The sequence below is a fragment of the Halobellus salinus genome, from assembly GCF_014646875.1.
Lineage (GTDB): Archaea > Halobacteriota > Halobacteria > Halobacteriales > Haloferacaceae > Haloquadratum > Haloquadratum salinum.
Window position 1 is genome coordinate 1 of sequence record NZ_BMOC01000024.1, and the last position, 20,763, is coordinate 20,763.

A 20,763-nucleotide genomic window follows, 5' to 3' on the forward strand; every position below is an offset into this window, starting at 1 on the left:
CGCCTACTCCGCAGACACGCCTCTCACGTTCGTTCGAGGCGGTATGCGTGGGACCGGATTTGAACCGGCGGACCTCTACAGGACAGCGCCCTCAACGCTGCGCCGTTGGCCTAGCTTGGCTACCCACGCGCAGTACTGAAGCGCATTCCACCGTAGTCCGGGACAATTTAAATGAGTTTCCTTTCCCGAAGGCCGCTCGGCGTGGTACCGCCGGAACGCGTCCATCCGTCGCGTCCACGAAAAATTTCATATAGCGACCTTCTGAATCGGATACGAAAGATGGTGGTATCGGGGTCCGAGTTCATCCGCTCTCCCGGAATCGCCGCGTGGGTGATCTTCTGGATCTACGCGGTCTTCGCGACCCTGGGTGGGTATAGCCTGGCTCGCACGTTCAAAAAGAACGGAATCCTGGTCGGACACTTCAACGAGCTGTTTCGGTTCCTCACGCGGGTGCGTATCTGGAGCCTCCGGTACAGGAAGACGTACACGCTGGCGGTCACCGGGGTCCTCCTCGCGGTGTTTCTGGTGCTCGTCTACTGGGCCGAGGTGCTCCACGCGGCGTTCTACCCCTCGCCGGCACCGTTCTCCGGGGTGGTCGACTACGCCACGTGGATCCTGGTGTTCGTGGTGAGCGGGTTACAGCAGGGCCAGACCCCCAACAGCATTCTGGCGCTGCTTCTGGCGGGCGTGTTCCCGTTCGTCGTCCTGGGGTCGATCGTCACGATCGTCAGGTACACGTCCGAACAGGCGCACGACACCCTAGTCAAACAGATGGCGGAGGGGCAGATCGGTGCGTACCGCGTGCTGATATTCAACTACCACGAGAAGTACGACGGGGTGATCAGGTCGATTCTCGATCGCTCGGACGCGTTCGTCGTTATCTTCGCGAAGGAGTCGAACCTCCAAGACGCACGGAGTTTCATCGACGGATTGGAGGATCTGGACTCGAAGGAGTACCGCACCAAGATCGAACGCCTGTCGTACTCGGAGGACCTCCTCTTCGAGCAGTACGACGCGGTCGGAGCCGACGAACTGTACATCCTCCCGGACACGAACAACGACACCGACTACGAGAACGTCCGGTTGGTCACAGAGCTCAACCGACACGTCAGCGACCTCGAGGACAGTCCGAACCGGCGGGCGGACACGCCGAGTACCGTGTGGCTGTCCGACAGCCGGAAGCTGGCGGGGGTCTCGGACAGTCTGGCCGACACCCGGTTCCGCGAGCATCTCCACGCTGTGAGCTTCCAGACCGACATCCGCGACCTGATGCGGTTGGACGTGGCGACGCCCGTCCGCGAGCTCGACGCCTACTACCACTTCGATACGGTACCCACCCCGCCGGAGTGGATCCGGGGGTACCGGCTGTCGAACTACACCTTCCACGCCACGCCGCTGTCCGACAGCGAGCACGAGGCGCTCGCGGAGATCCGGGCGTTCGACGCGACCGACGCCCGCTGGACGGAGGCGACCGACACCCGGCGCGTGAGGCTCAAACGGGACGTGTTATCCGAGGTCGAGGCCCGGCTCCGGGCCGACCTCGAAAGCGGCGACCGCGACGAGATCGGGATCCTGTACGGACTGTTATCCGACATCTCGGGGACGACGGTCCCGATCCGGTTCGCAGACGCCCACCTGAATCCGCAGATGGAGACCGCGACAGCGAGCCTCCAGGTGGCCAAAGAGCGCCACGTCGAGGCGGACACGGCGGCGGGCGACGACACCCCCGGTGACGGGGCGGGCGACGTGTTCGTTGTCAACCTCAACGATCGGATCCGCGAGTTCGTCTTCTCGTTCGGGCAACACCCCGCAGAGCGGGGTCGGAACCTGACGGTGTACAACTCGGCGGGGCAGGTCACCCCGGAACTGTCGGACGCTGTCAACGCCGTCCAGTACGACTCGATCAGCGAACTCCTGGAGATGCTGTTCCACGAGACCGACAAGAGCCCGCGGACGCTCGAAGCCGGGGACAAGGTCGTGATCGCCCTGAACCACACGGTCCCCGACCCCGAGGTCAACATCCTCCGGATCCTCGACGCGATCGACGACCGGTTGCGGGACTCGGCGACGGGGATCGACCACACCGACGTGTTCCTGGCGGTCGAATCCGACACCCGGTCGCACAACGGGGAGTACCGGTACCTCTCCGTCGACAAGGTGCTCCGGACACACGAGACGCAACTGTCGTTCCTGCACAACATCGTCCAGTTCAGACACAGCGAGCCGATAAACGGGCTGATACAGGAGGGGAAGCTCACCCGGACGGCCGCCGTCAACTGGGCGGTCGAGACCGCACACTATCTCCGGAAATTCCGCGTCGACCGTTTCGAGCGGCACGACGAGGCCGAGGCGGCGGACACGCCGCCGGTTGATGGGAACGCGGACGGGGCTGCGGACGGCACTCGTGAGGACGGCAGACTCCCGCTGACGACACTGTCGCTGCAGCGGGATCCCGAATCCGCGGCCGGACTGACGGTGGAGCTGTCGGAACCGACCGGGGACGACGACACTCCGGCGGGCGAGTTCCTGCTCTCGTTCCCGCGGACCTGATTCCGGTTCCCCGCCCGGCGCACCCTCGGGAGGTCGGCGCGGCTGCGGGACCGTGCCGGGCGTGGGGTCAGTAGGGCCCAATGAGCACTGACAGGAACACCCAGACGAAAATCAAGAACAGCCCGACCGACAGGCCGGTGAACACGAAGTGGAGGAGCCCGTATCTGACGAGGTCGCCCCGGCTGGGGAACGACATCTCCCCGACGAGGTCGGGGAAGTACTCCCGCTGCTTGGCGCGCTGGATGCGGAGTTGGTTGAACCAGATGAGGCCGGCCAGCGCCCCGACCTGCGTGACGTAGGTCCCGATGTTGAGCCCCACGAGCGAGGACTGGATCAGCAGGGTCCTGGAGATGAACGACGAGAACTCCAGCCGGGAGAGCACGTTGGCGATCAGCGCGGCCGCCGGGAGGTCGTTGAATACGTTCACCAAGATTCCGGAGCCGAAGACGCCGAGCACGCCCGCCCGAACCGGGCTCTCTGCGAAGAACTGTTGGAGAAACGGGATCAGCACGGTCTCGACCACCGGGCTCCGGGCGAACGCCTCCGCGAAGACGAAGAAGGTCATCCCGAAAAAGAACACCCCGTAAGGCAGCCGTTTCAGCGGCTGGACCACGGGTGCCTCGTGCTCGTCGGAGGTGTACCAGTACCCGATGGCGATGATCATGCTCGGGATCGCACACCAGAACAGCGAGACACGCATGAAGGTCACCACCGCCACCAGCACGACGAACGTGACGAAGATCAGGATCCAGTTGCGCATCTGGGTCGTGAAGTAGGGTTCGGGGACTTCCGCCGGCATCGTGTACTCCGGCTGGATGTGGAGGTCGTCGAACGCGGTCGTGGCGTCCGACTCCGTCACCCTGATCAGGAGCGTAATCAGCAGAAACGAAGAGCCGAACGCGACGATCGCCGGAAGCAGCATCATCGCCAGATACTCGAAGAAGTTGATCCCGAGTTCCTCGGAGATGATGATGTTCGTCGGCGACCCGATCAGAAGCCCCATCGAGAGCGTGTTCGCGGCCACGAACTGCGAGAGCAGGATGGGTCTGGTGTTCCGGATCCCCGCCTGAAAGCAGATCTCCACGATCACCGGGGTCAACACCAGCACGACGATGTCGTTCGTGGTGAACAGGGTGACGACCGACGTCATCGTGAACAGATACAGGACGAGCCGCGTTGAGTTGCCCTCACACAGGGCGACGATCTTGTACGCGATATACCGGAAGAACCCGGACGCACCCAGTCCCTCCGACATGATCCCGAACGAGAAGATGAGCACGATGATGTCGAACTTCTCGACGAACGCGGTCCGTATCGCGGGGAGACCGACCAGGGAGAGGCTGACCGCGATGGTGAACGCGACGACGGGGATCCACCAGTCCCGGTCGACCCCGAAGCGGGCCCGGAGCCGCTGCTCTACCGACGTTCGGTGGTCGTTGACGATCAGCAGCACTGACGCGACAGTCAGAAGCAGGATGAACGCAGGTGTCGGGATTTCGAGGACCATTAGCCCACTATCGGTCGTTGGCGGCGTCCAATCGGCGCTGTCGGTCGGTTTCCGTCACTGACCCCCACCAGTCGCTACTCGTTGTCCCTACGGATTCATCAAAAAGACTGTGATCGTAGTGTGCGCTCGTCGGCCGGGGTCCACATCGCGTGACGGCGGCCGCCGCCCGGGAGCCGACACCGTTTTTTCCACCCCGTCCGGCCTTCAGGCATGGAACTCCGCGTCAGCGACCGCGTCCCCGAACTGACGGCCCTGCTGTCCGTGGTGTCGCTCGCGGCCGTGTTTGGGGCCGTCGGCGGTGTCGTCCCCGCCTCGCTCCTACCGCGGGCCCCCGACGCCGTCGTCAACGCCATCCCCCACATCAACGCCGTTCTCAGCACGACTGCCCTGGTGACGATTCCGCTCGCAGTCCGTGCGGCCCGGCGTGGCCGCATCGGCCGCCACCGGGCACTGATGGTGACCACGCTCGGGCTGTTCGCAGCGTTTCTCGCGTGCTACCTCTACCGGCTCACGCTCCGCGGGACGACCGCGTTTCCCGGCCCCGACGCGGTCTACCAGTACGTTTACCTCCCCACGCTCGGGGTCCATATCCTGCTCGCGATCGCCTGCGTCCCGCTTCTGTACTACGTGGCGTTGCTCGCGCTCACGCGGCCGATCCCGGCGATCCGCGACTCGCTTCACCCCCGCGTGGGTCGGGTGGCGGCGTCGCTGTGGTTCATTTCCTTTCTCCTCGGCGACGTGGTCTACCTGCTGTTGTACGTTGTGTACTGAGCTTCGGCGTCGCACAACCGATACGTTCGGGGGTTGTTGACATCCTCTCCCCGCTAACGCGCGAGGCTCCCACGACGCGGCGTTCGCGGTTCCGTGTTCCCTCGGGGCTCAACGACGCTTTCGCGTGACCCTTCGGCGGTAGCCGTCCAATCATAACCGAAGACGCGCACTGCAACGGGTGTAGCCCTGTCAACGGGGTCTTCCCATCCAGACGTGCTGGACGCGTCCCCGGGAACACCGCCCCCCTCGACGGTCGAAGCTCATACAACACTGAAGATTCCAAATCCGGACTGGCTACTGTCAGGGGTTCGTTTCACCGACTGTCGGATTCATCCCCGCGCTGAAGCGCGGGGCGTTCTCCTCGCGTGTTCCGTACGTGGGTGGGCGGGCATCCACCAATACAGTGCAATCACAACGGGTACAGGCAGCGACGACCGTCGACGTTCGGTCGACCGGACGCCTACGCGACGCGCTCAGGACGCCACAGGTGTCGTTCACGACTGGCGGGTCAACGCTGCGGGGGTTTGCCGAGGCAGTTTTGGCCGACTACGACGTCCGCGACCCAGCGACCGCCGAGATCGAAGCCGACCCGGCCACTCGCGGGTGGGCGCCCGTCGATGGCGACGACGCGCCCGGCGGGTTGCGGAAGAACCCGGCCGGCGAACAGAGCCGGGCGTACGCCCGGATTCTGATCGATGGGGCGTTCAACGAGAACCTCGAGGGGTTCGGCACCGAACTGTCGAACGGCGACCGCGTCGCCGTGGTCACCCCGTTCGTCTTCTGCGTGTCGGTGGGGAAGCCACCCGGGAGGTCGCGGGTCGCCGTTCAGTCGTCGGCTCGCGCCGGCGACCCCTCCCCGTCGCCGATCACCGGCCGCTGGATGTCGCGGTCGGTGGCTTCGCCGTCGATGTCGTAGGGGTACTCGCCGGTGACACACCCGAGACAGAGGTCGAGCCGCGACGCGTCGAGCACGTCCGCGACCGCGTCGATCGAGAGGTATCCGAGGCTGTCGGCTTCGATCTCCTCGCGGATCTCGTCAATCGACCGGTCGGCCGCGATGAGCTCATCCCGGGACGCCATGTCGATCCCCATGTAACACGGGGCGACGATCGGCGGCGCGCCGATGCGGACGTGGACCTCCTCGGCGCCCGCGTCGCGGAGCAGCGAGACCAGCTGTCGGGACGTCGTCCCCCGGACGATGCTGTCGTCGATGATCGTGACTGACCGCCCCTCGATGGTGGACTTGATCGGGTTGAGCTTCAGCCGGACGGCCCGCTCGCGTTCGTCCTGGGTGGGCATAATGAACGTTCGGCCGACGTACCGGTTCTTCATCAACCCTTCCGCGAACTCGACGCCGGTGTCACCCTCTGCCCGGGGGTCCCCGTCGGCCGTGGTTCCGTTCGCGGCCTCGGCGTACCCCGACGCGAACGACCGCCCGGAGTCCGGCACCGGCAGGACCACGTCGGTTTCGACGCCCGACTCCGCCCAGAGCTTCCGCCCGAGGTTCCGACGCGCCTCGTACACCAGCGTGTCGTCGACGATCGAGTCGGGGCGGGCGAAGTAGACGTGCTCGAAGAAACAGTGGGCGGTCGTCTCCTGGTCGACCAACTGGTAGGACTCGAACCCGGACCCATCGGCCTCCAACACCACGAGTTCACCCGGCCGCACGTCGCGGACGAGGTCGCCGTCGAGAGTGTCAATCGCGGCCGACTCCGACGCCACGACGTAGCCGTCGGCGAGTTCCCCAATACACAGCGGGCGGTTCCCTTGGGGGTCCCGGACCGCGAGCACCGTCTCGTCGTGCATAACAGTCAGCGAGTAGGAGCCGTGGATCCGGTTCATGGTCCGCTTGACCGCGCGGACCAAGTCTGCCTCCAGCAGGTTGCGCGCGAGTTCGTGCGCGATGACCTCCGTGTCCCCACTGGAGGTGAACGCGTGACCGAGTTCTGCCAGTTCCGCGCGGATCTCCTCGGCGTTGACGAGGTTCCCGTTGTGTGACAGCCCCAGCGATCCGGATTTGAACGACACCGAAAACGGCTGGGCACAGCAGGTGTTGACCCCGCCGGAGGTCGGGTACCTGACGTGGCCGATGCCGGTCGCCCCTGCCAGGGAGTCGAGGTCGCCCTCGCCGAAGGCGTCGCCGACGAGTCCCATCTCGACGTGGCTGTGCTGCTGGAACCCGTCGTGGGTCACGATCCCCGCGGACTCTTGACCCCGATGCTGGAGTGCGTACAGCGAGTAGTAGAGTGGCCGTGCGGCCGCCCGGTCGTTGAGAGCGATACCGACGACGCCGCACTTTTCGGTTGGACCGGAGGCCACGCCACCCGTCGGTTCCGCGTGGGTCGACGTCGCGTCCGTCGGTTCGGTGTGCGTCGCCGCGCGTCCGGGTGTGGGGTTCGGTGACTCCCGCCCGTTTGGCATACCTGCTAGTGAAACGCCCGTGGCTAAAAAACCGTCTATGTGCTACCTTCGGTCGGGGTGAGGCGGGTGAGTATGCACGGGTGTGTATACTGACCCGGTCCCAGCCGAATCCACCGTCAACCGAAGACGTTGAGCTCCGACCGGCGGTAGTAGGTCACAACGCCGTCGGCGGTGTCGACCCGCTTCGACTCCAGGAACTCGGCGTCCCGCAGGTTTGTCACCGCCGTCCGGACCGCCCGCTCGGTCACGTCCATCGGCGCGACGCGGACCGGGTCGGGGCCATCGTCGTCCCACTCGTCGGCCGGTGGGTCCACGCTCCCCCCCTCGACGAGGAGTTCGTCCAGTTCCGCGACCGCGTACGCCCGCGGCGAGACGGCGCTCAGAAACTCCGCGACGGCGCGTTCGACCTCGGTCCACTCCTTCCCGGACTCCCACTCGTTGTCGGTGATCGGCATACGCATCCGTCATTCCCGGCGGAAAAAAATGTTCCTCCAGTGTCAGACGGACGTCTGACGCCGGATCCGGGTGGGGCGGCCGCCCCTCGTCGCACTCGTTGCTGTCACCGGAACTGGGATGCAGTTCCGGCTGAGCGACGGACCCGGCTACTCCTCGTCGCTCTCGTCAACGTCCTCGAAGTCGGCGTCGACGTACTCGTCGCCGTCGCCCGCGCCGCCCGCTCCCGCACCGGCGCCTGCGCCGCCCGGCCCCGGACCACCGGGACCGGCGCCCGCGGCACCGGCGCCCGCACCGGCGGCGCCCGCGGCCTGCTGGCCCTCGTACATCTGTTTGCCGATCTCCTGGAGTTCGGTCGCGAGCGCCTCGGTGGCGTCCTCGAGCTCCGCCTTCGTGGGCTCGTCGGAATCGAGGACCTCCTCGACGTCTTCGACCTTCTCGTTGATCGACTCGACAAGGTCGTCGTCTACCTCCTCCTCGTTCTCCTCAAGCAGGGTTTCGGCCCGCTGGATCGTGCTCTCGGCCTCGTTTCTGGCCTCGATCCGCTCGCGGCGGCGCTCGTCCTCTTCTGCGTGCTCTTCGGCTTCCTCCTGCATCCGGTCGATCTCGTCGTCGGAGAGGCCGGCGCCGCCCTCGATGGTGATCGATTCTGCATTTCCTGAGCCTTTGTCCTCGGCCTCGACGCTCACGATCCCGTTCTGGTCGATGTTGAACTCGACCTCGATCTGGGGGGTGCCGGCGGGCGCCGGCGGGATGCCCGTGAGCTGGAACTCCCCGAGGAGTTCGTTCTCCTCGGCGATCTCGCGTTCGCCCTGGAAAACCCGGACATTGACCGACGTCTGGCTGTCCGCGGCGGTGGTGAAGATCTTCGACTCGTCGGTTGGGATCGTGGTGTTCTTCTCGATGAGCCGCTCGAAGAGGCCGCCTTTGACCTCGATTCCGAGCGACAGCGGCGTCACGTCGAGCAGGACAATGTCGTCGACCTCGTCGCCGAGGACGCCGCCTTGGATGGCCGCACCCAGCGCGACCGCCTCGTCGGGGTTGACGTTCTTTTTGGGTTCCTTGCCGGTCATCTCCTCGACGTTCTCTTGGACCTGCGGCATCCGGGTGGACCCACCGACCAGGATCACCTCGTCGATGTCGCTTTTGTTGTAGCCGGCGTCTTCGAGCGCCTGGTTCGTGGGATCGACGGTCCGGTCGATGAGGTCGCTCGTGAGCGACTCGAACTTCGCGCGAGTGAGCTTCTGTTCCAGATCGAGGGGGCCGGAGTCCGTTGTCGCGATGAACGGCAGCGTGATCGTGGTCTCCTTCCGACTGCTCAGCTCGATTTTCGCCTCCTCGGCGGCGTCCTCAAGCCGCTGGAGCGCCTGGCGGTCGTCGCGGAGGTCGATCCCGTGTTCGGTCTCGAACTCGTCGGCGAGGTGGTCGATGATGGCCTCGTCCCAGTCGTCGCCGCCGAGGTCGTTGTCGCCGTTGGTGGCCTTGACCTCGTAGACCCCGCCACCGAGGTCGAGAATCGATACGTCGAACGTGCCGCCGCCGAGGTCGTAGACCAGAACGGTCTGGTCGGACTCGTCGTCGAGGCCGTACGCCATCGCGGCCGCGGTGGGCTCGTTGACGATTCGTTCGACCTCGAAGCCGGCGATCTCGCCCGCGTCTTTGGTGGCTTGGCGCTGCCGGTCGCTGAAATACGCCGGGACAGTGATGACCGCCTTCTCGACGTCGTCGCCGAGGTACTCCTCGGCGTCGCGCTTGATCTTCTGGAGGACCATCGCCGAGACCTGCTCGGGCGTATACTCCTCGCCGTCGAGTCCGACGGCGTAGTCTCCCTCGCCCATGTGTCGCTTGATCGATTGGACCGTCTGTTCGGGGTTTTTGACCGCCTGGTTCTTCGCGGGCTTTCCGACCAGGCGCTCGCCGTCGTCGAACGCGACGACCGAGGGTGTCGTCCGCTCGCCCTCGGAGTTGACGATGATCTCCGGGTCGCCACCCTCCATCACCGCGAACGCGCTGTTCGTGGTACCGAGATCGATACCAAGGATCTTGTTGCTCGCCATCTTGTCGGCAATTACTGGTCTAAATCGGTTAAAGGTTACTAGACGGCTGCCGACCGGGGGAAACACGGGGTCGAAGCTGTCGTGCGGTTTTGTCGTGGGAACGGTTGTCAAGTAGGTGGATTTATATTGAAGTGCTGTTCGTCCCCGCGGCGTCAGACCGACCCGTCAGCGACTCCCCGGATCACAGCCCAGTGAACTCGTCCCGGATCACGGCCCGGTGAACTCGTCCCGGATCACAGCCCAGTGAACTCGTCCCGGATCACGGCCCGGTGAACTCGTCCCGGATCACGGCCCGGTGAACTCGTCCCGGATCACGGCCCAGTGAACTCGTCCAACGTGGCGGTGACGCCCGGTCGGACGTCGGAGACCAACGCACCGTCGAGATTGAGCCCGAGCGCGTCGACGGCCGCCCGGCCAACCCGATCTGTGTCGTGCGACGGCGCGTAGACACCGAGCCGCCACTGCTGTTTCCCCGCAGTTCGGAGCGCCGACACCAGCGGCGACTGCTTCCCGAGCCGGCGCATCTCCCCGCTGACCATCACGCGGGAGGTCGACTCGGTCATCGACGGCCGGTCCGGCACGTCAACCACCACCGCTTCCGACGACAGCCCCGCGCGGTCGGCGACTGCGGATTCCAGCTCTGACACCGTGTCGTAGCCGGCGTCGACAACGTCTTCCGGGACTGCGTCGAGTTCGGCCCACACCGCACGTTTGTACAGGTCCCGCGTCCGGAGTCGTCGGGCGAGTTCCGCGGTCGCCGGCGTGGTTCGCAGTGCCACCAGCAGGTCGTGGTCATCCATCCGCCGGAGCTCCGCGGGCGTGGTTTCGGCCCGGTTGAGCAGCCGCTCGGCCCCGCGCCGGAGCATCGCCTTCGCGATGCGGGCGACGTGGTGCTGATACACTGTGGGGTTCATCAGCGCCCGGGCGAGCAGTAGCGACTCGGCGGTCTGGACGTTCCCCTCTGCGAGGACGAGCTCGCCGTCAACGAACGTGAGTTCGCGGATCAGCCGCTCGAAATCGATGGTTCCGTACGGGACCCCGGTGTGGTGGGCGTCCCGGACCAGGTAGTCCATCCGGTCGACGTCGAGTTCCCCCGACACCAACTGACCGTACTGACCGTTGCCCGCGACGAGGTCCGCGATCCGTTCGGGGTCGAGATCCGATTCTCTGAGCACGTTGCCCACCTCCCCGGTTGCGAGGAGTTCGTGGACGTCGTCGTGATACTTGCCGGTGTGGCGGTGGATCACTCCTTCCACGTTGTGGCTGTAGGGGCCGTGGCCGACGTCGTGGAGGAGCGCCGCCGCGCGGAGGCGTTCTGCCTGGACGCCGTCGATCCCGAGGTGGTCGAGCGCCGTGTTGGCGAGGTGGTAGACCCCAAGCGAGTGCTCGAACCGGGTGTGGTTCGCGGAGGGGTACACCAGGTGGACCGTCCCCAACTGCGTGATGTGTCGGAGCCGCTGGACCGAGTCGGTTTCGAGGAGAGCGGCAGCCACGCCCCTGACCTCGATGTGGTCGTGGACGCTGTCCTTGATCGTCACCATACTGGAGTGTGGCCCGGCGTCGTACAAAAGCCGTCGGCCGCGGGCGCGGGGTGCTCGGCTCGCGGTCGGCGGCGTCGGCCAGGGGTCGCGGCCCCCAGACGGCCGTACCGACTCGTCTCAAGCGCTCGGGCCGGAGTCACGGACCCCCGCCGCCACGCTTCGAGACCCGGATAGGGTATCCGTGTATCGGCGTCGCAGGGCCAACAGTATATATACCGTCACAACCCACCAGCAGGTGATGGCAACGCTCGATCTGTACGCCGACGCTCGCTCAACACTCGACCCCGACGACGGCGAAGTCGTGACCGCGGAACTGGTGGTGACCGACGACGTCCTGGTGAAGGCGTTCGCGCTCGGTCCCGGTGCCGAACTCGACGCCCACGAACACGCCGAGAGCACGAACGTTTTCCACGTCCTCAACGGCGAGGTCGTCGTCGAACGCGACGGCGACGAGGAGACGGTGGTAGCGCCCGGAGTCGTCCGACACGACCGCGGCGTGGTCCACGGCGCGCGCAACGAATCCGACGACGTGGCCGTCTTTACCGCCAGCCTCTGTCCGCTCCCGTAGCCGGACCGCGACACCGGCCCGGCTTGCCACCGTCGAAACCGAAAACCCGGTCCCGGCCCTCCGTCCGGTGATGAGCCGTGTCCGCGTGACCACCGGCGCCCGAATCCACGTCGGGTTCTTGAACCTGAGCCTGGCCCACGACCGGCTGTACGGCGGGATCGGGTTGGGACTCGACCGGCCGCGGACCGTGGTCACCGCTTCCCCGGCCGACAGCATCGAATGTGACCATCCGGTCGCCCGTGGCTACGTCTCGCGGGCGGTGGCCCGCCTCGACGTTCCCGGAGCGGCCGTCACCATCGATGCCGCGCTGCCGCGACACGCCGGGTTGGGAAGCGGGACCCAACTCGCCGGTGCGGTGCTCACGGCGGTCGGCCGGGCGCACGGCATGGAACCGGACGTGCGGGCGCTGGCTCCCGCCCTCGGCCGCGGCGGTCGGTCGGGTGTCGGCATCGCGACCTTCGAGGCCGGCGGGTTCGTGATCGACGCCGGCCACCCGACCGAGCAGTTCACACCCGACCGTCCGGCCGACGGGGCGTGGGCCGTCCCCCGGGTGGCTGTGCGGCGCGATCTCCCCGAAACGTGGCGGTTTCTCGTTGTGATCCCCGACACCGAACGGGGGCGGAGCGGCGACACCGAAGAGGAGAGCATCCGGTCGGTCGTCGAGCGCGCGGCTCCCGGGACAGCAGACCAGGTCGCCGGCGCGGTGACCCGGCGACTGCTGCCCGCGGTCGCGGCGGGCGCTCACAAGCGCTTCGGCGCGGCGATCCGGTCGATCGATCGGCTGAACGGCACGTGGTACGCCGACGAACAGGGCGGCGTCTACCGCCCGCCGGCCGGGCAGATCGTGGCCGCCCTGGACGACCATCAGGCGTGTCACGGCGTCGGACAGTCGTCGTGGGGGCCGTGCGTTTACGCGGTCACCCACGCCGATCGGGTCGATTCGGCCCGCGCAGCCGGCCACGCCGCTCTCGACGACGCCGGCGTCACCGGGACGGTACTCGTGACCACCGCCCGGAACCGTGGCGCGGGCGTCGAGCCGGCCGGACATCTCGGGTGAAACACGGCTGCTCCGGGAGCTGCCGCCCGATGAGGTCGGAAGGGACTGCGCGGGTGGATCGAATGTGGCCGCACGTTCGGTGTGACCGGGAACGACGCCCCCGTGTCCCAGCCGGAACGCAACGCCCGCTGGCCGGATCACGGGCGAAACGTGCAACGACAGCGGTCGCACCGAGTCGAGAGTGCGAGTCCCGAGGCGGCTCCCGCGCCGTCCGCAGCAACCCACCTCGACAGTATCCTTACGGAGAATCGAGGAGAGAGCCCCGTGTTTTACCGCGGGGAGGATGTCAACTGAATCGGAACGTCTCGAGGTTCTTCGGCGAGAACGTCCGGAGGTTGTGGTCGTGATACAGTCCGGACGAGAGGTCCTGGACCGCACGTTCGTCGCCGTGGACGCACAGCACCTTCTCCGGACGGGGGCGCATCGTCCGGACGAAGTTCTCCAGCCCCTGCCGGTCGGCGTGCCCGGAGAACCCATCGAGCGTCTCGACCCCGAGTTCGAGGTCGAGGGTCTCGGCGGCCCCGACGCCGCCTTCGCCCCCGACTTGAACCTCCGTTCGCCCCGCCTGGATCCGCCGCCCGCGGGTCCCGCGCGGCTGGTGCTCGACGAACACCAACCGGGAGTCGGGGTCGCTGCCGAGGTGCCGCAGCCACGACACGATCGGCCCGTCCGTGACCGTCCCCGACGGCGCGAGGACGACTGCGGGGCCGTCGGCAGCCAGGGAGGCCCGCTGGTCGTCGCCGCCGTCGACGCGCTCGAACGCGGGCGCGAGGAACGGGTTGTCGTCGGTGTCGAGCACGCGACTGCGGAGGTCCTCCCGAAGGAACTCCGGGTACGTGGTGTGGACCGCGGTCGCTTCCCAGATCATACCGTCGAGGTAGACCGGGAGCTCCGGGACCGTCCCCTCGTACATCGCCTCCTCCAACACGAGCATGAGTTCCTGGGCTCGCCCGACCGCAGCGGTGGGGATCACCACCGTCCCGCCGCGGTCGTGCGCCGACGATACGAGATCTGTCAGCTTCCGCTCGGAGTCGCCCCAGTCGGTCTGGTAGTCGTTCCGGCCGCCGTACGTGGACTCCATCACGAGCGTCTCCACGCGCGGGAAGTCGTTGACCGCGCCGTCGAACAGCCGGGTGTCGCCGTATCGGATGTCCCCGGAGAACGCGACGTTGTAGAGCCCCTCGCCGATGTGGAAGTGCGCGACCGCGCTCCCCAGGACGTGGCCCGCGTCGTGGAGGGTCAGCTTGATGTCCGGGGCGATGTCGGTCACGTCGCCGTACTCCAGTGGGATCGTGTGTTTGATTGCCGCCCGAACCCGTTCGGAGCTGTACGGCGGGGTCCGCCCCTCGGCCTCGGCGCGGTTGAGGTAGTCGAGTTGGAGCAGCCCCATGAGGTCGCGGGTGGGCTCGGTGGTGTAGACCGGGCCGTCGTACCCGCGGTCGAACAGGACCGGGAGGTACGCCGAGTGGCCCAGGTGGGCGTGGGTCACCACCACGGCGTCGATGGAGTTCGCACCCGCGCCCAGCGCCTCCGGGAGTTCGAGGTGGGGGCCCTCGCCGGTGGCGGGGTCGTCGCCGCAGTCGACCAGGACGCGCGTCTCCGCGGTCGAGAGAATGAACGACGTCCGGCCGACCTCGCGGCACCCGCCGAGGGAGGTGATCCGGACCCACTCCTCGCTTGCGAGCTCTTCGCGGTGGATCTGCCGGCCGATGCGCTCGAGGATCTCACGACGGTCGTCGCGCTCCTTTTTCAGGAAGTCCCGTACGTTCGAGACGGTCGAGGATTCGATCGGTGGCGTGCGAACGACCTCGGGGGTCCACCCGACGGCGGCGGTGATCTCCTGGAGGGTCGCGCCGCGGTTGCCGATCACCCGCCCGGGGTTATCGGCCTCGATCACGACCTCGCCGGTGTTGTCGTGGAAGTAGAGGTCGGTGACGCCGGCGTCGTCGGGGACGATGTCACGGATCCGGGCGCTGGCCTCCTCGGACGGAGCCAGCGCCGCCGGATCCGGCCGGACGGTGATCCGTTTTCGGAGTTTCCCCGCGAGGTCCCGGATCAGGTCGCCGTTCCGGGCGAACCGCTTTGGGTCCCGGGTGTAGATGACCAGCTCCGGGCCCTCGTAGGTGACGTCCGAGACTGAAATATCGGGCGGCAGCTCCGCCGTGACCTCTGCGTGCAGATCTTCGAGTTTCGTATCTACTGAACTCATACCTTGGGGCGATCCGTCGGGGTCGTCGCCGACGGACGGGTGGTCGGGGCTCCCGGCGCGGTCCCGACGGTCCGGAGGTGTCGTCGCCACGGCCGAACGGCAGTGGTGGATGCGAAGTCATCAGCGTGGCGTATCGCGACCCTCTCCGGTGATTCGGGCTTCGGAGCGGCAGGGAAAACCCGCTTACCCCGAGCTATTGGGCGGTTAGATAAAAAGGTTCGTAAAAACGAAGCCGCGCGACGCCGAGGGAGTCGTATGAAGCTCACCCCGGAACGGGTCACCGAAGAGGCACAGTGGGTCACAGACCGCGCCGACACCGTCGTCCCACTGATCAACGGCACCCGGGACCGGCTGGGGGAGGCGTTCGGCACGACCGTCGATCCGGTCGACCCCGAAGCGTACCGCGAGTCGGTCGCGACGGTGTTCGCCGACGGCGAGGTCGCGGTCAACATCGCGGCGTACGTCGGGCTCCTCCGCGACCTCGACGTCGACGGCGACTACCCCGGGTTCGTGGTCGACGAGGTGTTGGGGCGGGAACTCGCCGCTGCGATCGCCGGGGGAACGCCGCTGTCGCTGCTCGCGCAGGCCACGTTCCACTACGCCGACGTGACGACCCACTCCGCGGGCGGCGCGGGGATCGACGACCTCGACGCCGCGCTGGCTGCGGGCTTTCAGACCCGGCTCCCCGGGTGGGCGTGGCGGGAGACCGAGAGCCCGTTCGTGGTCGATCCCGCCGAGTTGGAGAGGTGACCGAACCCTTCCCGACCGCGGGCATCAGGACATTTAAGACCGCTGTGGGGCTCCGATTGGATAATGACTGAGGATCAGGAACTCGGGATCACCGAGTCGAAGGAATACAACACCGGGGAGTGGTACGCGGAGGTCGTCCAGAAGGCCAACCTCGCGAGCTACGCCCCGGAGGGTATGAGCGGGTTCATCGTCACGCGCCCCCGGGCGTACGAGGTGTGGGAGCGGATCCAGGCCCACCTCGACGGCCTGTTCAAGGATACCGGCGTCAGAAACGCCTACTTTCCGCTGTTCATTCCGGAGAGTTACCTCGAACGCGAAAAGGACATCGTCGAGGGGTTCGACCCCGAGGTGGCGTGGGTCGAACGCGCCGGCAACGACGAACTCGAAGAGCGACTGGCGGTCCGACCCACCTCCGAGTCGATCATCACGCCCTACATCTCCCAGTGGGTGCGGAGCCACCGCGACCTCCCGCTGCGGGTGAACCAGTGGGCGTCTGTTGTGCGGTGGGAGGCCACGGAAACCAAGCCGTTCTTCCGGACCAAGGAGTTCCTCTGGCAGGAGGGCCACACCGCCCACGCCACCCGCGAGGACGCGTGGGCGGAGACGATGCGACGGCTCGACCAGTACGAGGCCACCTACGAGGACCTGCTTGCGATGCCGGTGCTCCGCGGCGCCAAACCCGAACACGACAAGTTCCCCGGCGCCGACACCACCACAACTGTCGAGGCGCTGATGCCGGACGGCAAGTCGGTCCAGGGCGCGACCTCCCACCACCTGGGGACCTCCTTCGCCGACGCGTTCGACATCACCTACACCGACGAAGACGAGGCGTCACAGATCGCCCACACCACTTCGTGGGGGCTGTCGTGGCGCGCGATCGGCGCGCTGATCATGACCCACTCCGACGAGCAGGGGCTGGTGTTGCCGCCGGCGCTCGCGCCCGAACAGGTGGTGATCGTCCCGATCTGGCAGGCTGACACGAAGGACGAGGTTCTGGCGTACGCCGAGGGAATCAGAGCGGACCTTGACGACGCGGGAATCCGAGTCGAACTCGACGACCGCGACGAACGGAATCCAGGATTCAAATTCAACGAGTGGGAGCTGAAAGGCGTCCCGCTCCGGGTGGAGATCGGCCCCAACGAGGCCGTCGACGGGAGCGCAACGCTGGTCCACCGCCCCGACGGGGAGTCCACCGAGGTCGACCGCGACGGGATCACCGAGACGGTCGAGTCACATTTCGACGAGGTGTATGCCAAGCTCTACGCCGCCGCGGAACGGAACCTAGAGTCCAACATCAGAGAAGCCGACGACCGCGCGGAGATCCTGGGGACACTCGGGCAACACGGCGGGTACGTCAAAGCCCCGTGGTGCGGCGACGAGGCGTGCGAAACCGAGATCAAAGACCAGATCGCCGCCGAGATCGTGCTGGTGCCGCTGGACGACCCCGACGCGGAGATCCACCACGGCGAGGCGTGTGCGGTCTGCGGCGGCGGCGCGACCGAGACCGCGTACTACGCGAAGTCGTACTAGCCGTCTGACGCCCGTCAGACCGCTTTGGGGTGTGAGAACGGTCCACAACGCTTTATACGGGCGATACCGTAGTGAAACCAATGTCGGCGTTATCGGATCTCCTGGGCGATGTCGTGTCGGGCGTCGAAGCGGTGCTGCTTTTTTCTCCGAACAGTTCCCACTACCGACGGTTCGCCGAGGCGGATCCGGACGAGGATCTGCTCGTGGTCGCCCCAAACAACACCGTTGACGCCGAAACCTACGTCGAACTCCCCCTGGAATTCGACAACGTCAGAGACCGGATCCGGTTCGGCATCGAGGGAGCGTTAGAACGCGGTCTGGTCGAGGACGAGGACATCGTCGCCTGTAGCGTCCGGATCTTCGACGGCGACCCCGACGGCGTGGTCCGGGTCCGGGTCACCGAGTCGATGCGGTCGGGGATCTACGACCTCTTTGCGAACTCCCGGGCGGAACCCGGCGTGATCCGGGACGTGTTTGAGGTCGCGATCGAACTGGGAAAGAAGGGACAGAAGGGCAAGCCCGTCGGCGCGCTGTTTGTTGTCGGCGACGCGGGGAAGGTTATGAACAAGTCCAGACCCCTGTCGTACAACCCCTTCGAGAAGTCTCACGTCCACGTGGGCGATCCGATCGTGAACGTCATGCTCAAGGAGTTCTCCCGGCTCGACGGCGCGTTCGTCGTCTCGGACTCGGGGAAGATCGCGAGCGCGTACCGGTACTTAGAACCCGCCGCGGAGGGCGTCGACATCCCGAAGGGGCTGGGCGCGCGCCACATGGCCGGCGCGGCGATCACCCGTGACACCAACGCCACCGCGATCGTGCTCTCGGAGTCCGACGGCCTGGTTCGAGCGTTCAAACGCGGCGGGCTCGTCCTGGAGATCGATCCGGAGGAGTACTGATGACCGAGACGGTCGTGGCGGCGGGGAGCGACGCCACAGGGATCGCTCAGATCGACACTCGCCCGCTCGTCGACCTGTTCGACGCGGTTCCGCGGGCCGTCTGGCTCGGCGCGATTGTCGCCGTTGCCGGAGTGATCCTCGCGATCCTCCTCGGGGGACTCACGAGACGGCTCCTCGTCAGGCTCGGCGTTCCTCACGCCGTTGAGGGCACGGCCTTCGAGCGAACCGCCCGGGAGTTCGGCAGTTCAACCGTCGACGTGCTCGGCTCGCTGATCCGGCTGTTCGTCCTCGGCGTCACCTTTTTTGGCGTGCTCGCGATCGGCAACGTGGCTGTCGCTTCGGGCTTTTGGGGCCGCACCGTTCAGTTCCTGCCGCAACTGTTTTTTGCGCTTCTCATCCTCATCGTGGGCGTCGTGGTCGGTGACAAGGTGCAGATGGTGATCAGCGAGCGGCTCACCGGTATCAAACTCCCCGAGACCGGGGTGTTTCCCCGGCTCGCCAAGTTCACCGTGTTCTACATCGCGGTCCTGATCGCGCTCTCGCAACTCGGCGTCGCCACGCTCGCGTTGGTGGTGTTGTTGGCGGGGTATCTCTTTGCGGTGGTCTTTCTGGGCGGGTTGGCGCTGTCCGACCTGCTGAAATCCGCTGCGTCGGGGTCGTACCTCCTGTTGGAACAGCCGTACGCCATCGGTGATGAGGTCGTGATCGGGGACCACCGGGGGATCGTCCAGGAGGTGAACCTGTTCGTGACGCATGTCGAAGACGACGGCGAGGAGTTCATTCTCCCCAACAGCACCGTCTTCGAGACGGGCGTGGTTCGCGTTCGGGAGTAGTCACCGGTCGGCCACGCCGTCTCTCCTGTCGGCCGCCCGTTCCGTGTCGACATCACCGCGCCCCATCGGGCGTGCCGGCACGCCGGCGACTGTCACACCGGCGGGCACGTCCCGGGTCACGAGGGAGTTCGCCGCCACCTCGGCGTCCGCGCCGATCTGGACGCCGGGGAGGACAACCGCTTTCGCGCCGATCATGGCGCGGTCGCCGACCACAACCTCGCCGGTCCGGTACTCGTCCTGCAGGAACTCGTGACACAGAAGCACCGAGTCGTAGCCGACCACTGCGTCGTCGCCGAGCGTGAGCAGTTCCGGCCAGAACACGTCGGGCGTCGCCTCCAGTCCCCACGAGACACCGTTGCCGACCGTGGCGCCGAGTCGACGGAGCACCCAGCTCCGGACCCGGAGCGACGGCGCGATCCGCGCGACCCAGACCAGAAGGTAGTTGCGAACCACCCGCCAAACCGGCTTGGCGTCGGTCCAGCCGCGCAGGGAGTTCCGCCGCCCTGGCGTCGGGTGGCGGGTCAGGCGGTCGTGTCTCCCTCCGTCCTCGGAGTCGATGTCCGCGGGACCGCTGCTGGGGCTCCCGCTCGCACCGGGGCCGTCGTCGGCTGGATGGTCACTCACGACCGTCCGGTACTACTCCCACGGATAAAAACCGGCGGCAGAAGTTCGACGGCCCCCGCCGGGGCAGCGTTCCAGTTTTGAGACAGTAGTCCGATCTGATACGGAAAGACGCATATACGCCAGGTCCATCGAACCGACTGTGACGCATTCCCAGCTCACACTCGTTCAGATCGACAACTATGGCCCCTGGACGGTAACGCCGAACCCGCGCCGGGAGATGGACCTCCAAACGCTCCAATCGCGGCTCTTTGCCGACCTCGCGCAGTTCGTGGGGGCCCGAGACGGGTACGTGTTCTTCACACGGTTCGACAACATGGTCGCGGTCACGAACGGACTCGACCGGGCGGATCACGCCCTGTTGCAGGAGACCATCGGAAACCGGTATCCGGTCACGATCAGCCTGGGGACGGGGGTCGACGCCACACCGGCCGCGGCGCTGGAAGCGGCGACTGCGGGCCTCCAGCACGCCGGTTCCGCACAGGACGGCGACCGCCGCGAGGTGCTTGACGGTGAGTTCCTCCCAGAGACCGAACGCACCGACGGCGACGTCCGGATCGCTCACTTCGACGTGAACGACGCCACCGGGAAGTACACCGACCAGCTCAACGAGTTCGACTCGTTCATCCAGATCGAGCAGGGGTACGCCGCGGTCATGCGCCACCTCCGGGAGGAGCACGGCGCCCTGTCGTTCTTCGTCGGCGGCGATAACATCATCTCGGTCTGTCCGGCCATGGACGAGGGTGACTACCGGGACGCGATCGACTACGTTGAGACCGACGCCGGCGTCGAACTCAAAGTGGGCGTCGGCACCGCCGCCACCCCCCACGTCGCCGGGATGGACGCAAAACACGCCCTCGAGGAGTGCCGCCACGAAGGGACCATCGTCGAACTCGGTCGACCCGCCGAAGAAGCCGGCACTGCGACCGACTAACGCGGGCGGTCACGGCCAGGTTCGGTTTAGCTTTCTGAAAAAGATCTTTCTGAATATCAAAGTAT

Annotated in this window: 17 protein-coding genes and 1 tRNA gene; 10 read left to right on the top strand and 8 right to left on the bottom strand. The window is 66.5% G+C overall.

Annotated features, from left to right (window positions below; genetic code table 11):
* Nucleotides 1-44: 44 nt before the first annotated feature.
* Nucleotides 45-129: transfer RNA gene (locus IEX72_RS13720), tRNA-Leu, on the bottom strand.
* A 150-nt stretch (nucleotides 130-279) separates the two neighbouring features.
* On the opposite strand from IEX72_RS13720, the gene IEX72_RS13725 reads away from it, so the two are divergent.
* Nucleotides 280-2,550 carry a hypothetical protein gene (locus IEX72_RS13725; protein ID WP_188788314.1) on the top strand — a complete coding sequence of 757 codons (2,271 nt, stop codon included), beginning with the start codon at nucleotides 280-282 and terminating at the stop codon, nucleotides 2,548-2,550.
* 67 nt (nucleotides 2,551-2,617) lie between these two features.
* Here IEX72_RS13725 and IEX72_RS13730 read toward each other — a convergent pair whose 3' ends face one another.
* Nucleotides 2,618-4,057, bottom strand: a complete 1,440-nt coding sequence (locus IEX72_RS13730) for an ArsB/NhaD family transporter (RefSeq protein ID WP_188788316.1) — start codon at nucleotides 4,055-4,057, stop codon at nucleotides 2,618-2,620.
* A 210-nt stretch (nucleotides 4,058-4,267) separates the two neighbouring features.
* Between IEX72_RS13730 and IEX72_RS13735 the strand changes: the two genes are divergently transcribed.
* Nucleotides 4,268-4,828 carry a DUF420 domain-containing protein gene (locus IEX72_RS13735; RefSeq protein ID WP_188788318.1) on the top strand — a complete coding sequence of 187 codons (561 nt, stop codon included), beginning with the start codon at nucleotides 4,268-4,270 and terminating at the stop codon, nucleotides 4,826-4,828.
* A gap of 487 nt (nucleotides 4,829-5,315) precedes the next feature.
* A complete protein-coding gene (locus tag IEX72_RS13740; protein ID WP_326838267.1) occupies nucleotides 5,316-5,744 on the top strand; it encodes a hypothetical protein in 429 nt (142 codons plus the stop codon).
* Here the strand turns inward: IEX72_RS13740 and purF are convergent.
* From purF to IEX72_RS13760, 4 genes are all read right to left on the bottom strand, one after another.
* On the bottom strand, nucleotides 5,654-7,249 hold the full coding sequence (gene purF, locus IEX72_RS13745; RefSeq protein ID WP_188788320.1) for an amidophosphoribosyltransferase: 1,596 nt from the start codon (nucleotides 7,247-7,249) through the stop codon (nucleotides 5,654-5,656). The genes IEX72_RS13740 and purF overlap by 91 nt on opposite strands.
* Before the next feature lie 116 nt (nucleotides 7,250-7,365).
* Entirely contained in the window at nucleotides 7,366-7,704 is a 339-nt protein-coding gene (locus IEX72_RS13750) for a hypothetical protein (RefSeq protein WP_188788322.1), read from the bottom strand.
* Between the two features lie 147 nt (nucleotides 7,705-7,851).
* Nucleotides 7,852-9,759, bottom strand: a complete 1,908-nt coding sequence (gene dnaK, locus IEX72_RS13755) for a molecular chaperone DnaK (RefSeq protein WP_188788324.1) — start codon at nucleotides 9,757-9,759, stop codon at nucleotides 7,852-7,854.
* 311 nt (nucleotides 9,760-10,070) lie between these two features.
* Complete coding sequence (locus IEX72_RS13760) at nucleotides 10,071-11,300, bottom strand: HD domain-containing protein (RefSeq protein ID WP_188788326.1); 1,230 nt, start codon at nucleotides 11,298-11,300, stop codon at nucleotides 10,071-10,073.
* A 238-nt stretch (nucleotides 11,301-11,538) separates the two neighbouring features.
* Here IEX72_RS13760 and IEX72_RS13765 point away from each other — a divergent pair, with 238 nt between their 5' ends.
* Nucleotides 11,539-11,868, top strand: a complete 330-nt coding sequence (locus tag IEX72_RS13765; RefSeq protein WP_188788328.1) for a cupin domain-containing protein — start codon at nucleotides 11,539-11,541, stop codon at nucleotides 11,866-11,868.
* Nucleotides 11,869-11,938: 70 nt separating this feature from the next.
* Nucleotides 11,939-12,925, top strand: a complete 987-nt coding sequence (locus IEX72_RS13770; RefSeq protein WP_188788330.1) for a beta-ribofuranosylaminobenzene 5'-phosphate synthase family protein — start codon at nucleotides 11,939-11,941, stop codon at nucleotides 12,923-12,925.
* A gap of 286 nt (nucleotides 12,926-13,211) precedes the next feature.
* Here the strand turns inward: IEX72_RS13770 and IEX72_RS13775 are convergent, their stop codons facing one another.
* A complete protein-coding gene (locus IEX72_RS13775; RefSeq protein ID WP_188788332.1) occupies nucleotides 13,212-15,134 on the bottom strand; it encodes a beta-CASP ribonuclease aCPSF1 in 1,923 nt (640 codons plus the stop codon).
* A 255-nt stretch (nucleotides 15,135-15,389) separates the two neighbouring features.
* On the opposite strand from IEX72_RS13775, the gene IEX72_RS13780 reads away from it, so the two are divergent.
* The 4 genes from IEX72_RS13780 to IEX72_RS13795 all read left to right on the top strand — a co-directional run bounded on the left by IEX72_RS13780 (nucleotide 15,390) and on the right by IEX72_RS13795 (nucleotide 19,143).
* Nucleotides 15,390-15,884 (top strand): hypothetical protein, encoded by a 495-nt coding sequence (locus IEX72_RS13780; RefSeq protein WP_188788335.1) that lies wholly within the window; start codon nucleotides 15,390-15,392, stop codon nucleotides 15,882-15,884.
* Nucleotides 15,885-15,947: 63 nt separating this feature from the next.
* Nucleotides 15,948-17,414, top strand: coding sequence for a proline--tRNA ligase (gene proS, locus IEX72_RS13785; protein ID WP_188788336.1), 1,467 nt, complete (start codon nucleotides 15,948-15,950; stop codon nucleotides 17,412-17,414).
* Nucleotides 17,415-17,494: 80 nt separating this feature from the next.
* The gene (dacZ, locus tag IEX72_RS13790) at nucleotides 17,495-18,310 is read left to right on the top strand and encodes a diadenylate cyclase DacZ (protein ID WP_188788338.1); all 816 of its coding nucleotides are present in this window, start codon (nucleotides 17,495-17,497) and stop codon (nucleotides 18,308-18,310) included.
* Nucleotides 18,310-19,143, top strand: coding sequence for a mechanosensitive ion channel domain-containing protein (locus IEX72_RS13795; RefSeq protein WP_188788340.1), 834 nt, complete (start codon nucleotides 18,310-18,312; stop codon nucleotides 19,141-19,143). The genes dacZ and IEX72_RS13795 overlap by 1 nt, the downstream gene beginning before the upstream one ends.
* Here the strand turns inward: IEX72_RS13795 and IEX72_RS13800 are convergent, their stop codons facing one another.
* Nucleotides 19,144-19,701 carry an acyltransferase gene (locus tag IEX72_RS13800; RefSeq protein WP_188788363.1) on the bottom strand — a complete coding sequence of 186 codons (558 nt, stop codon included), beginning with the start codon at nucleotides 19,699-19,701 and terminating at the stop codon, nucleotides 19,144-19,146. It lies immediately after the preceding gene.
* A gap of 205 nt (nucleotides 19,702-19,906) precedes the next feature.
* Between IEX72_RS13800 and IEX72_RS13805 the strand changes: the two genes are divergently transcribed.
* On the top strand, nucleotides 19,907-20,698 hold the full coding sequence (locus IEX72_RS13805) for a GTP cyclohydrolase III (protein ID WP_188788343.1): 792 nt from the start codon (nucleotides 19,907-19,909) through the stop codon (nucleotides 20,696-20,698).
* Nucleotides 20,699-20,763 lie beyond the last annotated feature (65 nt).

Coding starts and splice junctions, on each gene's coding strand:
- IEX72_RS13735 (WP_188788318.1), top strand. CDS start 4,268: ATGGAACTCCGCGTCAGCGACCGCGTCCCCGAACTGACGGCCCTGCTG.
- IEX72_RS13750 (WP_188788322.1), bottom strand. CDS start 7,704: ATGCCGATCACCGACAACGAGTGGGAGTCCGGGAAGGAGTGGACCGAG.
- dnaK (WP_188788324.1), bottom strand. CDS start 9,759: ATGGCGAGCAACAAGATCCTTGGTATCGATCTCGGTACCACGAACAGC.
- IEX72_RS13765 (WP_188788328.1), top strand. CDS start 11,539: ATGGCAACGCTCGATCTGTACGCCGACGCTCGCTCAACACTCGACCCC.
- IEX72_RS13795 (WP_188788340.1), top strand. CDS start 18,310: ATGACCGAGACGGTCGTGGCGGCGGGGAGCGACGCCACAGGGATCGCT.
- IEX72_RS13770 (WP_188788330.1), top strand. CDS start 11,939: ATGAGCCGTGTCCGCGTGACCACCGGCGCCCGAATCCACGTCGGGTTC.
- dacZ (WP_188788338.1), top strand. CDS start 17,495: ATGTCGGCGTTATCGGATCTCCTGGGCGATGTCGTGTCGGGCGTCGAA.
- IEX72_RS13780 (WP_188788335.1), top strand. CDS start 15,390: ATGAAGCTCACCCCGGAACGGGTCACCGAAGAGGCACAGTGGGTCACA.
- IEX72_RS13730 (WP_188788316.1), bottom strand. CDS start 4,057: ATGGTCCTCGAAATCCCGACACCTGCGTTCATCCTGCTTCTGACTGTC.
- IEX72_RS13760 (WP_188788326.1), bottom strand. CDS start 11,300: ATGGTGACGATCAAGGACAGCGTCCACGACCACATCGAGGTCAGGGGC.
- proS (WP_188788336.1), top strand. CDS start 15,948: ATGACTGAGGATCAGGAACTCGGGATCACCGAGTCGAAGGAATACAAC.
- purF (WP_188788320.1), bottom strand. CDS start 7,249: ATGCCAAACGGGCGGGAGTCACCGAACCCCACACCCGGACGCGCGGCG.
- IEX72_RS13725 (WP_188788314.1), top strand. CDS start 280: ATGGTGGTATCGGGGTCCGAGTTCATCCGCTCTCCCGGAATCGCCGCG.
- IEX72_RS13775 (WP_188788332.1), bottom strand. CDS start 15,134: ATGAGTTCAGTAGATACGAAACTCGAAGATCTGCACGCAGAGGTCACG.